This window comes from Nocardiopsis sp. CC223A (genome assembly GCF_030766825.1).
In the GTDB taxonomy this organism is placed as follows: domain Bacteria; phylum Actinomycetota; class Actinomycetes; order Streptosporangiales; family Streptosporangiaceae; genus Nocardiopsis.
Genome location: NZ_JASFDV010000127.1, coordinates 1 through 13,022, shown reverse-complemented (window position 1 = coordinate 13,022; position 13,022 = coordinate 1). Strand labels below are relative to the sequence as shown.

The 13,022-nt window shown below is 75.8% G+C and carries 10 protein-coding genes and 2 riboswitches; of the genes, 3 read left to right on the top strand and 7 right to left on the bottom strand.

Going from position 1 to position 13,022, the window contains the following annotated elements; translation table 11 throughout:
- Positions 1-1,051, top strand: a 1,051-nt coding sequence (gene cobC / locus QJS33_RS29855; RefSeq protein ID WP_306371417.1) for an Rv2231c family pyridoxal phosphate-dependent protein CobC, incomplete at its 5' end; no start/stop codon positions are given.
- A 136-nt stretch (positions 1,052-1,187) separates the two neighbouring features.
- On the opposite strand, the gene QJS33_RS29850 is transcribed toward cobC, so the two are convergent.
- From QJS33_RS29850 to QJS33_RS29820, 7 genes are all read right to left on the bottom strand, one after another.
- Entirely contained in the window at positions 1,188-1,907 is a 720-nt protein-coding gene (locus tag QJS33_RS29850) for a cobalt-precorrin-6A reductase (RefSeq protein ID WP_306371416.1), read from the bottom strand.
- 169 nt (positions 1,908-2,076) lie between these two features.
- On the bottom strand, positions 2,077-3,549 hold the full coding sequence (locus tag QJS33_RS29845) for a cobyric acid synthase (RefSeq protein WP_306371415.1): 1,473 nt from the start codon (positions 3,547-3,549) through the stop codon (positions 2,077-2,079).
- Between the two features lie 266 nt (positions 3,550-3,815).
- The gene (gene cobF / locus QJS33_RS29840) at positions 3,816-4,538 is read right to left on the bottom strand and encodes a precorrin-6A synthase (deacetylating) (RefSeq protein WP_306371414.1); all 723 of its coding nucleotides are present in this window, start codon (positions 4,536-4,538) and stop codon (positions 3,816-3,818) included.
- Positions 4,535-8,125 carry a cobaltochelatase subunit CobN gene (gene cobN / locus QJS33_RS29835; RefSeq protein WP_306371413.1) on the bottom strand — a complete coding sequence of 1,197 codons (3,591 nt, stop codon included), beginning with the start codon at positions 8,123-8,125 and terminating at the stop codon, positions 4,535-4,537. The genes cobF and cobN overlap by 4 nt, the downstream gene beginning before the upstream one ends.
- Complete coding sequence (locus QJS33_RS29830; RefSeq protein WP_306371412.1) at positions 8,122-9,054, bottom strand: ABC transporter ATP-binding protein; 933 nt, start codon at positions 9,052-9,054, stop codon at positions 8,122-8,124. Before QJS33_RS29830 ends, cobN begins: the two co-directional genes overlap by 4 nt.
- Complete coding sequence (locus QJS33_RS29825; protein ID WP_306371411.1) at positions 9,051-10,067, bottom strand: iron ABC transporter permease; 1,017 nt, start codon at positions 10,065-10,067, stop codon at positions 9,051-9,053. The genes QJS33_RS29830 and QJS33_RS29825 overlap by 4 nt, the downstream gene beginning before the upstream one ends.
- Entirely contained in the window at positions 10,064-11,101 is a 1,038-nt protein-coding gene (locus tag QJS33_RS29820; protein WP_306371410.1) for an ABC transporter substrate-binding protein, read from the bottom strand. The genes QJS33_RS29825 and QJS33_RS29820 overlap by 4 nt, the downstream gene beginning before the upstream one ends.
- Positions 11,102-11,158: 57 nt before the next feature.
- Positions 11,159-11,371: riboswitch (cobalamin riboswitch) on the bottom strand.
- Positions 11,372-11,451: 80 nt separating this feature from the next.
- A riboswitch (cobalamin riboswitch) is annotated at positions 11,452-11,673 on the top strand.
- Between the two features lie 30 nt (positions 11,674-11,703).
- On the opposite strand from QJS33_RS29820, the gene QJS33_RS29815 reads away from it, so the two are divergent.
- On the top strand, positions 11,704-12,480 hold the full coding sequence (locus tag QJS33_RS29815) for an energy-coupling factor ABC transporter permease (RefSeq protein ID WP_306371409.1): 777 nt from the start codon (positions 11,704-11,706) through the stop codon (positions 12,478-12,480).
- Positions 12,477-12,854, top strand: coding sequence for an energy-coupling factor ABC transporter substrate-binding protein (locus QJS33_RS29810; protein WP_306371408.1), 378 nt, complete (start codon positions 12,477-12,479; stop codon positions 12,852-12,854). The genes QJS33_RS29815 and QJS33_RS29810 overlap by 4 nt, the downstream gene beginning before the upstream one ends.
- Positions 12,855-13,022 lie beyond the last annotated feature (168 nt).

Here is a 13,022-nt window from a genome sequence, read left to right as displayed (position 1 = left end):
CCCCGGCGGCACGCCCGCCCGGGACCCGCTGCGCCACCACGGCGACGCCGAGACCGGTGACGGGCTGCTGGACCTGGCCGTCAACGTGTACGCGGGCCCGCGCCCCGCCTGGCTCGACCGGGCCCTGCACGCGAGCCTGGCCGACGCCGCCGCCTACCCCGACCCCGGCCCCGCCCGCACCGCGATCGCCCGCCGCCACGGCCGCGGCCCCGACGGCGTCCTGCCCACCGCCGGCGCCGCGGAGGCGTTCACGCTCCTGGCCCGGCTGCGCCCCTGGCGCCGGCCCGTGGTCGTGCACCCCCAGTTCACCGAGCCGCACGCCGCGCTGGAGCAGGCCGGACACCGGGTCACCCCGGTGCTGTGCACCGCCGGGGACGGCTTCGCGATCCACCCCGAGGCCGTCCCCGAGGACGCCGACCTGGTGGTGGTGGGCAACCCCACCAACCCCACCGGGGTCCTGCACCCGGTCGAGGTGCTGCGCGCCCTGCGCCGCCCCGGACGCCTCCTGGTGGTCGACGAGGCGTTCATGGACGCCGTCCCCGGCGAGCCCGAGTCGCTGGCGGGGGCGGAACTGGAGGGGGTGGTGGTCCTGCGCAGTCTCACCAAACACTGGTCGATCCCCGGCATCCGCGCCGGGTACGTCGTCGGCGACCCGGCGGTCGTCCGGGAACTGGCCCGGGGGCAGACGCCGTGGTCGGTGTCCGCACCCGCCGTCGCGGCCATGGTCGCCTGCGCGGCGGATCCGCGGGCGGCGGCCGAGGCGGCCGAGCGCGCCCGCACCCTGGAGGGGTGGCGGGCCCTGCTGGAGGGCGGTCTGCGCCGGGCCGGGCTGGAGTCCGTCCCCTCCCGCGCCCCGTTCGTCCTGGCCCGGGTCGGCGAGGGCGGCCACGCCCGCCTGCGCGCGAGCGGCATCGCCGTGCGGCGGGCCGACACCTTCCCCGGCCTGGACGCCGCCTGGGTGCGGGTGGCCGTACGCCCGCCCGAGGCCACCGCGAGGTTCCTGGCCGCCCTGGAGACCATCACGGAGCCGTCGACGCCCGCACGGGTGTGAACCCCGGCCGGGGCGGCGGCCGGTGCCCCGCGTCGGCCGGACCCGCCCCCGGCCCGCCCGGCTGCGCGGTCCGGGTTCCGCGCCGGGCGAAGGAGGTGTCCCCTTCGATCCGCGTCGGCCGGACCCGTCGGGCCGCTCAGCCCAGGCCGCGCACCCAGGCGAAGGCCGACGCCACGTCGTGCACCGCGGGGACGCCGGGCGGCCCCGGCGGGCGCCGCACCACCACGACCGGGACGCCGAGCTGACGCGCGGCCTCCAGTTTGGGACGGGTGTAGGTCCCGCCCGAGTTCTTCGTGACCAGCACATCCGACCCGTGCCCGGCCATCAGGTCGCGTTCACCGTCGAGCGTGTACGGACCCCGCCCGGTCACCAGCCGCCAGGCGGGCGGCGGAGCCTGCTCCGGCGCGTCCACCACCCGGGCCAGGACCGGGAGCGGGCCCAGGGCGGGGGCGAACCGGGCCAGCTCCTGGCGCCCCACGGTCAGGAACGGCCGGGTGCCCAGCCGCGCCGCGGTCCGGGCCGCCTCCTCGTGGTCGGCGGCGTGGTGCCAGCCCGGTTCGGGCTCCCACCCGGGCCGCTCCAGCCGCAGCAGCGGCAGGTCGGTGCAGGCCGCGGCCGCGTTCGCGGACATGCCCAGGGCGAAGGGGTGGGTGGCGTCCACGACCGCGTCGTAGTCCGCGAGCGCCGCCCGTAGCCCGGCCACCCCGCCGAACCCCCCGATCCGGACCCGGCCCACCGGCAGGCGCGGCCGTGCCACCCGCCCGGCCAGCGACGACGTGACGTCCACTCCGGCCTCCACCAGGAGTGCGGCCAGCTCGCGGGCCTCGGAGGTGCCCCCCAGCAGGAGCAGTCTCACCGTGTTCCCTCCTCACGGGGTCCGAGCGGTCTCCGCGGCGCGTCCGGGCCCGCCGCCGGAGGGGGACCGGACGCCGGGAGCCGCAACGCGCTCGACCGCGACCGGGCCCCGGACGCCCCCGGCGGTGTGCCCGCCCGCGCGGACGCGTGGGTTCCGTTCCGCAGCGGCCTCACCGGGCGCCCTCCGGGTGCGGCTCGGGCAGCCCGGCGGGGGCGCCCCCGCGGGCCAGGGCCAGCAGCGCGTCGACGTCCAGGTGCCGTTCCACCAGGTCGGCGAGCAGGTCCAGGCGCCGCTCCCGCGCCTGGGCGAACCGGACCCCGGACGCCTCACGGCCGAGCGCCTCGGCCAGGAACGCCGCCCGGAAGGCGTCGCCCTCCAACGCACCGTGCCACAGGGTGCCGAACACCGCGCCCTCCCGGGCCCCGCCGGGGAACGCCTCGGCCCCCGGACCGCGCGACACCGTGCCGTGGTGGATCTCGTAACCGCTCACGGGGACACCGAACGCCTCCCCGGACGGCAGCCCGAGGGTCTTGTCCGCGGTGAAGTCCGTGCGCACGTCCAGCAGCCCCAGCCCCTCGGCCTCAGCGCCGCCGCGGGCCTCCACCCCGCCGGGGTCGGAGACGGTGCGGCCCAGCATCTGGAAGCCGCCGCAGATCCCCAGCACCGGCCGCCCCCGGCGGGCGTGCTCGACCACGGCCCGGTCCAGCCCCCGCGAGCGGAGCCACTCCAGGTCCGCCAGGGTGGCGCGGGTGCCGGGCAGCACCACGAGGTCGGCGTCGGAGAGGTCGCGCGGACCCGACGCGAACACCACGTCCAGGTCCGGCTCCAGCCCGAGCGCGTCCACGTCGGTGAAGTTGCTGATGCGGGGCAGGCGCACCACCGCCACGCGCCGCGCCCGCTCCCCGTCCGCGCGCCTGCCCTCCAGGTCCAGGGCGTCCTCGGAGTCCAGCCACAGGCCCGGGTCCCAGGGCAGGACGCCGTAGACGCGCCGGCCCGTGCGACGCTCCAGGTCCGCCAGCCCCGGTGCGAGCAGGGCCGGGTCCCCCCGGAACTTGTTGACCACGAAACCCGCGACCAGGTCGCGGTCGGCCCGCTCCAGCAGGGCCACCGTGCCGTACAGGGCGGCGAACACGCCGCCCCGGTCGATGTCCCCCACGACCACCGCGGGCAGGCCCGCGTGCCGGGCCAGCCCCATGTTGACGTAGTCGCCCGCCCGGAGGTTGGTCTCGGCGGGACTGCCCGCGCCCTCGGCGACGACGACGTCGTACCGGGACGCCAGGTCGTCGAAGGCGGCGTGCGCCGCCTCGGCCAGGTGGCGGCGGCCCGACTCCCAGTCCGCGGAGGACACCTCCCCCGCGGGGTGGCCCATCAGCACCACGTGGCTGCGCCGGTCGCCGCCGGGCTTGAGCAGCACCGGGTTCATCGCGGGCTCCGGTTCGGCGCGTGCGGCCAGCGCCTGCACCCACTGCGCCCGGCCGATCTCCGCCGGCCGCCCGTCCGGGCCCCGGCAGACCATGGAGTTGTTGGACATGTTCTGCGCCTTGTACGGGGCGACCCGCACGCCGCGGCGCGCGAAGGCCCGGCACAGGCCGGTGGTGACCACGCTCTTGCCCGCGTCGGAGGTGGTTCCGGCGACGAGCACTCCCGCCCGTCGCCCGGCATCGTCCGGTGTGGGCGTTTCGTGTCGGTGCTGGTTTCCGTTCTCAACGGGGGTCTGTGGCCCGGTGTCTTTTGTCCGTCGCCCGGCATCGTCCGGTGTGGGCGTTTCGTGTCGGTGCTGGTTTCCGTCCTCAACGGAGGCCTGCGGCCCGGTGTCTTTTGTCCGTCGCCCACCACCGTCCGGTGCGGGCGCTTCGTGCCGGCGTTGGCTTCCGTTCTCAACGGAGGCCTGCGGCCCGGTGCCCGCTCTCACCGCGGCCTCCGCAGCAGCGCGGTGTCCATGACCCATCCCGCCTTCCCCCGCGCCCGCCGCCGGGCCGCCTCGATCTCGGCCAGCACGTCGCCGACCCGCCCCGCGACCAGTTCCTCGCTGTCGGTGCCCATATTGGCGCCCCACCACACGGACCAGTCCGCCAGGTCGTCGAACCCGTGCCGCCCGGACAGCATGACCACGATGTCGCGGTGCCCCGCGGCCACCGCCTCCGCCAGGCGGCGGGCCGGGGTGACGTGGACCGGCCCGCCCACCCCGTGCAGCACGATCCGGTGCCGCGCGGCGAGCAGCTGCGGGGCGCTGATCCCCGGCAGCACGTCGTACTCCACCGGCACGGCGCCCCGCGCGGCCACGGCCTCCACGATCCGCAGCGTCGAGTCGTACAGGGACGGGTCGCCCCAGACCAGGAACGCCGCCGTCCCGCCGCGCTCGCCCAGCACCCGCTCGTAGGCGCGCACCCGGGCCTCGTGCCAGGCCGCCACGGCCGCCGCGTAGTCCGCGGCGTCCCGGTCCCGCACGGGGTCGGGCACCTCCACCAGCGGGACGCCGAACGCCGCGCAGACCTCCCGCCGCAGCGCCAGCAGCCCGTCCTCGTCGCCCTTGCGGGCGGCGACCGCGTAGTCGCACCCCCGCAGGGCGTCGGCGGCCTCGCCGGTGAGCTGGCGGGGACCCATACCGATCCCCAGGACGCGCACCCTCACTCCGCCCGCTCCTCCAGGTCGCCCTCGACCTCCAGGTACACCTCGGTCAGCGCCTCCAGGGTCGCGGGGTCGGGCTCGGCCCACAGGCCGCGCCGCGCCGCCTCGTGCAACCGCTCCACGATGCCGCGCAGCGCCCACGGGTTGGACGCGCGCAGGAACTCCTGCGTGGTCTCGTCGAGCACGTACTCCGCCGCGAGCCGCTCGTACATCCAGTCGTGGACGACCCCGGCCGTCGCGTCGAACCCGAAGAGGTAGTCGACGGTGGCGGCCAGCTCGAACGCGCCCTTGTAGCCGTGCCCCCGCATCGCCGAGATCCAGCGGGGGTTCACCACCCGGGCCCGGAACACGCGGGCCGTCTCCTCCGACAGCGGACGGGTGCGCACCGCGTCGGGCGAGGTGGAGTCGCCCACGTACGCCTTGGGGTCGGACCCGGTGAGCGCGCGCACGGTGGCGATCATGCCGCCGTGGTACTGGAAGTAGTCGTCGGAGTCGGCGATGTCGTGCTCGGCGCTGTCGATGTTCTTCGCCGCCACCTTGATCCGCCGGTAGTTGGCGCGCATGTCGTCGGCGGCCGGGACGCCGTCGAGCCCGCGGCCGTAGGCGAAGCCGCCCCAGGCGGTGTACACCTCGGCCAGGTCGCTGTCGTCGCGCCAGTTGCCCGACTCCACCACCTGGAGGATGCCCGCCCCGTAGGACCCGGGGGCGGAACCGAAGATCCGGGTGGTGGCCCGCCGCAGGTCCCCGTGCGACTCCAGGTCCGCCAGGGCGTGCGCGCGCACGAAGTTGCGGTCGGCCGGCTCGTCGAGCCCGGCCACCAGGGCCACGGCGTCGTCCATCATGGCCACCACGTGCGGGAAGGCGTCCCGGAAGAAACCGGAGATGCGCACCGTGACATCGATCCGCGGCCGCCCCAGCTCCTCCAGGGGCACCACGTCCAGCCGCGCCACCCGGCGGGACGCCTCGTCCCACTCGGGCCGCACCCCCAGCAGGGCCAGCACCTCGGCCACGTCGTCGCCGGACGTGCGCATCGCCGAGGTGCCCCACACCGACAGGCCCACCGACTCCGGGTGGGTCCCCGTCTCCTCCAGGTGGCGGCGCAGCAGCGACTCGGCCATGGCCTGGCCGGTCTGCCAGGCCAGCCGGGACGGCACCGCCCTGGGGTCCACGGTGTAGAAGTTGCGCCCGGTCGGCAGGACGTTGACCAGGCCCCGCAGTGGGGACCCGGACGGCCCGGCCGGAACGAACCCGCCCGCCAGGGCGCGCAGCACGTGGTCGAGTTCGTCGGTGGTGCGCGCCAGGCGCGGCACGACCTGCGCGGCGGCGAACTCCAGAACGGCGCGCACCTGCTCGTCGTCGTGCAGGCCCGGCACCGCGGCCGGGTCCCAGCCCGCGGCCTCCATGCGCTCCACCAGCCCGCGGGCGAGCGCCTCCACCGCGTCCACCTCGGCGGTCGGCGCACCCTCCTTCAGGCCCAGCGCCGCGCGCAGCCCCGGCACGGCCCCGCCCACCCCGCCCCACACCTGGGCGGCGCGCAGCACGGACAGGACCAGGTTCACCCGTGTCGGGCCCTCCGGTGCGGCGCCCAGCACGTGGAGGCCGTCGCGGATCTGGGTGTCCTTGATCTCGCACAGCCAGCCGTCGACGTGCAGCAGGAAGTCGTCGAACTCCTCGTCGTCGGGGCGTTCGGCCAGCCCCAGGTCGCGGTGCATCTCCGCGGCCCGCATCAGCGCCCAGATCTCGCCGCGGACCGCGGGCAGCTTCGCCGGGTCCATGGCGGCGATGTTGGCGTGCTCGTCCAGCAGCTGCTCCAGGCGGGCGATGTCGCCGTAGGTCTCCGCGCGCGCCATCGGCGGGATCAGGTGGTCCACGACCGTGGCGTGGGCGCGCCGCTTGGCCTGGGCCCCCTCGCCCGGGTCGTTGACCAGGAACGGGTAGACGAGCGGCAGGTCGCCCAGGGCGGCGTCGGTGGCGCAGGCCGCGGACAGGGCCGCGTTCTTGCCCGGGAGCCACTCCAGGGAGCCGTGCTTGCCCAGGTGGACGACCGCGTGGGCGCCGAACCCGTGCTCCAGCCAGCGGTAGGCGGCCAGGTAGTGGTGGCTGGGCGGGAGTTCCGGGTCGTGGTAGATCGCGATGGGGTTCTCGCCGAAACCGCGTGGCGGCTGCACCAGGACGACGACGTTGCCGGCGCGCAGTGCGGCGAGCACGATCTCGCCGTCGTCGTTGACGTAGAGGTTCCCCGGGGCGGGGCCCCAGGCCTCGGTCATCGCCTCCCGCAGCTCCGCGGGCAGGTTCCGGGTCCAGTCGGCGTACTCCTGCGCGGTGATGCGCACGTGGGCGTCGGTGAGCTGGCCGGAGGTCAGCCACTCCTCGTCCTGGCCGCCCGCGGCGATCAGGGCGTGGACGAGCGCGTCCCCCGCCTGCGCCTCGTCGGGCAGGTCCAGGCCGGGCAGTGCCTCGGGGGAGCCGAGGTCGTAGCCCTCCTCCCGCAGCCGCCGCAGCAGGCGTACCAGGGACCGGGGCGTGTCCAGGCCGACCGCGTTGCCGATCCGCGCGTGCTTGGTGGGGTAGGCCGAGAGCACCACCGCGATCCGCTTCTCGGCGGGCGGCACGTGCCGCAGCCGGGCGTGCGCCGCCGCGATCCCGGCCAGCCGGGTGCAGCGCTCGGGATCGGCGACGTAGCGGGGCAGGCCGTCCCGGTCGATCTCCTTGAAGGAGAACGGCACGGTGATGATGCGGCCGTCGAACTCGGGGATGGCGATCTGGCTCGCCGAGTCCAGCGGGGTGACGCCGTCGTCGGACTCCTCCCACACGGCGCGCGGACTCGTCAGGCACAGCCCCTGGAGGACCGGGACGTCCAGGGCGGCCATGCGCTCCACGTCCCAGGCCTCGTCGTCCCCGCCCGCGCTCGCCGCGGCGGGGGTGCTGCCGCCGGCCGCCAGCACGGTCACCACCAGCGCGTCGAACCCGCCCAGCGCCTCGTACAGATCGTCGGGCGCCGAGCGCAGCGACCCGGCGAACACCGGCACGCCCACCGCCCGGCCGGTGGCGTCCACCGCGTCGGCCAGGTCGTGGACGAACGCCGTGTTGCCCCCCGCCTCGTGGGCCCGGTAGTACAGGATGCCGATCCGGGGCAGCCCGGGGTCGGTGTCCCGGTCGCGCTCGGCGACGCCCCACACCGGGAGCTCCAACGGCGGCTCGAACCCCTCGCCGGTCACCAGGACGGTGTCCGACAGGAAGGCGTGCAGCCGGGCCAGGTTGGCGGGCCCGCCTTGGGCGAGGTAACGGTGGGCGTCGGTGGCCACCCCGATCGGCACGGTCGAGTGCTCCATCAGCTCCGCGCTGGGCTGCTGCTCGCCGCTGAGCACGACCAGGGGTGTACCCCGCTCCCGGACGGCGGCCAGGCCCGGCCACAGGTCGTGCGACGAGCCCAACAGCCGCACCACCACCAGGTCGGCGCCCTCCACCGCCGCGGTGAGTTCGTCGTCGGAGGCGCGGGACGGGTTCGCCCACACGTAGGAAGCGCCGCTTCCCCGTGCGGAGAGCAGGTCGGTGTCAGAGGTGGACAGCAGTGTGATCCGTACCGTCATGGCCGGATACCTCCCCAAGGGGTCGTGGGCCGTAGGTCGTCGGGCTCGTCGGTGTTCGCAGGAGGAAGGCGGGTGGGGCGGGCGGCGTCGAGGGAACGGTCCGGGACCCGGCGCAGGAACCGGACCACCGGGTGGCCGGGCCCCTCGGAGACCTCGGCGCGCACCCCGTAGACCTCCCCGATGAGGTCGGGGGTGAGCACCTCGCCCGGTGTCCCCTCGGCGACCGCCCGGCCGTCGCGGAGCACGAGCAGCCGGTCGCAGTACATCGCGGCCAGGTTGAGGTCGTGCACGGCGATCACGGTGGTCACCGGAAGGCCGACGACCAGCTCCATGAGGTCCAGCTGGTACTGGATGTCGAGGTGGTTGGTCGGCTCGTCCAGCAGCAGCTCCCCCGGCTCCTGGGCCAGGGCCCGGGCGATCTGGGCGCGCTGGCGCTCGCCGCCCGACAGCGTCTGCCAGGACCGGTCGGCCATCCCGGTGAGCCCGGTGGCCTCCAGCGCGGCCGCCACCGCCGCGGCGTCGGCGGCGGACGCGGGCGTCCAGGCGCGCCGGTGGGGGATGCGGCCCAGCGCCACCACGTCGCGGACCGTCAGCTCGGTCCGCGTCTCCGCGTGCTGCTCCACGACCGCCACCCGCCGCGCCGCCTCCCTGCGGGGGGTCCGGGCGAGCGGCCGGCCGTCCAGGACGACGACCCCGGCGGAGGGCGCCAGGACACCGGACAGCACCCGCAGCAGGGTGGACTTGCCCGAGCCGTTCGGTCCCAGCAACCCGACCGTCTCCCCGGGACTCGGGGCCAGGGTCACCCCGTCCACGACCAGGCGCCCTCCCGCCGGACGGCTCACCCGCTCGGCCCGCAGGCCCCGCTCCCGTCCCGGGAGAGGGGCGTCCGGGGACGCCGTCCCCGCCACGGCGGTCTCACGGTCGGTCATGACACCCTCCTCGACCGGTACAGCACGGCGATGAACGCGGGCACCCCGATGAGCGAGGTCACCACACCCACCGGGATCTCCTGCGGGTCCAGCAGCGTGCGCGCCGCCGTGTCCACCCACACCAGGAAGACGGCGCCCGTCAGCGCGGTCACCGGCAGCAGCCGGGCGTGGCCGGACCCGGTGAGCAGCCGGGTGACGTGCGGCAGCACCAGCCCCACGAACCCGATCGCCCCGGCGGCGCTGACCAGCGCGGCGGTGAGCAGGGCCGTGACGGTCAACAGCAGCAGGCGGGCCCGGGCCACCCGCACGCCCAGGTGCGCCGCCGCCTCCTCCCCGAAGGCGAAGGCGTCCAGGGTGCCGGTGTTCGACAGGCACACCGCCAGCACGGCGGCCAGCACCAGCGAGCACAGCACCACGTCGGCCCACCCCGCGCCCGAGAGCGAGCCCAGCAGCCAGAACAGCACACCGCGCGTGGTCTCGGCGTCCGCGGAGGTCAGCACGATGAACGAGGTCAGAGCCGAGAAGAGCTGCATCGCCGCGACCCCGGACAGCACGACCCGGTCCATGCTCCCGCCCAGGGTGTGGGCCAGCAGCACCACCATCCCGAAGGACAGCAGCGCGCCGACGAAGGCCCCCGCCGACAGCGACACCACTCCGGCGCCCCAGCCCAGGACGATCACGAGCACCGCCCCGGTGGAGGCGCCCGAGGACACCCCCAGGACGAACGGGTCCGCCAGGGGGTTGCGCAGCAGCGACTGCATGACCGCGCCGCACAGCGCCAGTCCCGCCCCGCACACCGCGGCCAGCAGGGCGCGGGGCATGCGGAGGTTCCACACGATGCCGTCGCGCAGCACCGACAGGGGGCTGTGGCCGTAGCCGAGCCGGGCGAGCACCGAACGCCCGACCTCGGACACGGTGATGTCGGCGGGGCCGATGGTCACCGCGACGGCGACCGACGCGGCCACCGCCGACAGGCCCCCGGCGACGAGCAGCGCGAGGCGCGCACCCCTCACTGAGCGAGCCCGAGTTCCCGCAGTCCGGCGGCGACCTGCTCCACACCCTCGACCGTGCGGATCGACGGGTTCATGGCCTGGCCGCTCAACAGGATGAAGCGCTCCTCGCGCACCGCGGTGAGGTTCCGGGTGGCGGGGTGGCCCCGGAGGAACTCGATCTTGGCCTCGGCGGTCTCGGCGGTCTGCGACTCGCGGGTCAGGTCGCCCAGCACGATGACGTCCGGGTCGCGGTCGGCGACGGTCTCCCAGTTGATCTGGGGCCACTCGTCGTGGGTGTCGTCGAAGGCGTTCTCCGCCCCGACCGCCCGGGTGATGGCGCCCGGGGCCCCGCAGCACCCGGCCAGGTAGGGGGACTCGGAGTTCGCGAACCAGTACATGAGGGACACCTCGGAGGCGTCCAGGTCCGCGGTGGCGGCGTCCACCCGGCCCTCCAGCTCGGCCACGAGCTCCTCGCCCCGCTCCTCGACGCCGAAGATCCGGGCCAGGTCGCCGATCTCCCCGTAGACGACGTCCAGCGTCAGCGGTTCGCTGCGGGAGCCGTCGCCGCCGCTGTCGTTGTCCTTGCCCGCGGCGCAGTCCGAGGGGGAGACGTAGGTGCCCACGCCCAGTTCCTCGAACTGCTCCCGGGCGGCGACGCCGCCGGTGCCCAGGGTGGACTCGAAGGACGCGGTGACGAAGTCGGGCTCGGCCTCCAGGACGCGCTCGAACGACGGGTTGTTCTCCGCCAGGCGCGGGACGCCCTCGTCGGCCTCCTCCAGACCCGCCATGATCGGATCGGTCCAGGTGGCGGTGCCGACGACGCGGTCCTCCAGGCCCAGGGAGTACAGGATCTCGGTGGTGCCCTGGTTGAGGGAGACCACCCGCTCCGGGGGAGTGCCCACGGGCACCTCGTGCCCGCAGTTGTCGAGGGACGCTCCGCCGGCCGCGGCGGAGTCGGCCGCGGACGACCCGTCCTCCGAGGCCGGGGAACAGGCGGTGAGCAGGAGGGCGGGGACGAGCAGCAGGGGGCCCGCGAGGGGCGTACGGCGGTACATGGGGATGCCTTGCCTGTCGGGGCTCGGACGCGGAGCCTGGCATGGGTCGCCCGCGCGGTGTCGGCGCGCGGGGCCAGCAGGTCTTCGGACTCGGGCTCACCCGGACGGAGTGCCTTCCCGGGCCGGTCCGCGCCGCCGTTCCCGGCCGACACGGTCCCGCCCCAGTGGCGCAGTACCCCGCCCGTCCCCCTCACCGCTGCGCGTCAGTTCCGGATTCGCACCGGATTCCCTGACCACCGGAGTGGTACGACTGGCCCGGGCAGGATACCAACGCCGCCCCGGGCGGGCGCGGCCGGTCCCGGTGGCACGGCCGACCGGTCCCCGCCCCTTGCCCTTCCCCCGGCCAGGGCCTACCTTCGGGTTGCCGTGGTGTTCGGGAAGTCCGGTGGGAATCCGGCGCGGCCCTCGCCACTGTGCACGGGAAGTCCCCACGCCCCGCGCGCCGTCCCCGCCGGAGACGGAACGCGGACCACGCCACTGGGAGCGGACTCCTTCGGGAGCCCGGCCTGGGAAGGCGGGTGCGGGGGCGCGGCCCGGCAGCCAGGAGACCGGCCACGGCACCGATGACCGTCCACGAGGTGCTGGAGATAGGTCCCCCACACATGCACATACCCGAAGGCCTGCTGCCTCCCCTGCACGCCGCCGCATGGACCGCGGCGGCCGCCCCCTTCGTCGTCCACGGCGTGCGCTCGCTGACCCGCCGGGTCCGCGCCGATCCCGACGCCAAACTCCTGATCGGCGCGGCCGGCGCGTTCTGCTTCGTCCTCTCGGCCCTGAAGATCCCCTCCGCGACCGGGACCAGCTCCCATCCGGCGGGCGTCGGTCTGGGCTCGGTCCTGTTCCGGCCGCCCGTGATGGCGGTTCTGGGGACCGTCACCCTGCTGTTCCAGGCCCTGCTGCTCGCCCACGGCGGGCTGTCGACGCTGGGCGCCAACGCGTTCTCCCTCGCGGTCGTCGGCCCCTGGGTGGCCTACGGGGCGTTCCGGCTGGTGCGCGGGCTCACCGGCCGGCTGCCCGAGGGGACGTCGCTGTCGCTGGCGGTGTTCACCGCGGCGTTCTCGGCCAGCCTGGGCACCTACACCGTGACGAGCCTCCAGCTCGCCCTGGCCCACCCCGACCCCGAGGGCGGCGTCCTCGGGGCGTTCGTCAAGTACGCGACGATCTTCTCCGTCACCCAGATCCCCATCGCCGTCATCGAGGGCCTGGTCACCGTCGTGGCCGTCCGGCTCCTCAGCTCGGTGAACCGCGGCGACCTCGTCCGGCTCGGTGTGCTGCGGGCCGCCGCGCCCCCGGCGCCGGAGGGCACTGCGGGGCGGGAGGCCGACACCGCGGGCACCGCGGCCGCCGGCGGCGACGAGAAGAAGGGGGAGAAGGCATGAGCGACCGGTCCGCACCCCGCGCGTGGGTGACCTGGGCACTGCTGGGAGCGGTGGTGGTCCTGGCGGTGTTCCCGCTGGTGATCGGCGCCGGTGAGGGCATGGAGGAGCCGTTCGCCGGGGCCGACGGCCAGGCCGAGTCCCTGGTGGGCGAACTGAACCCGGGCTACGAGCCGTGGCTGGACCCCCTGGTCGAACTGCCCTCGGGCGAGGTCGAGTCGGGGCTGTTCGCCCTCCAGGCCGCGGTCGGCGCCGGGGTGGTCGGCTACGTGCTGGGCGTGGCCCGCACCCGCTCCCGGCACAAGGACCGGGAGGCCTCCGCGACCGGTACGGCCGCCGCGGACCCGGACACCCCCGGCGGTCCCCGACCCCGGTGACACCGATCGACACCGCCGCCTACCGGAGCCGGTGGCGGCGGTACCACCCCGCGGTCAAAGGGGTCCTGTGCGGCGGGCTGCTGGCGTGCGCGCTGCTGCTGCCGCCCTGGCCCGCCTCCGCCCTGGTGGCGGCCGCGACCCTCGGGTCCGCGGTCGCCGCCGGGGTCC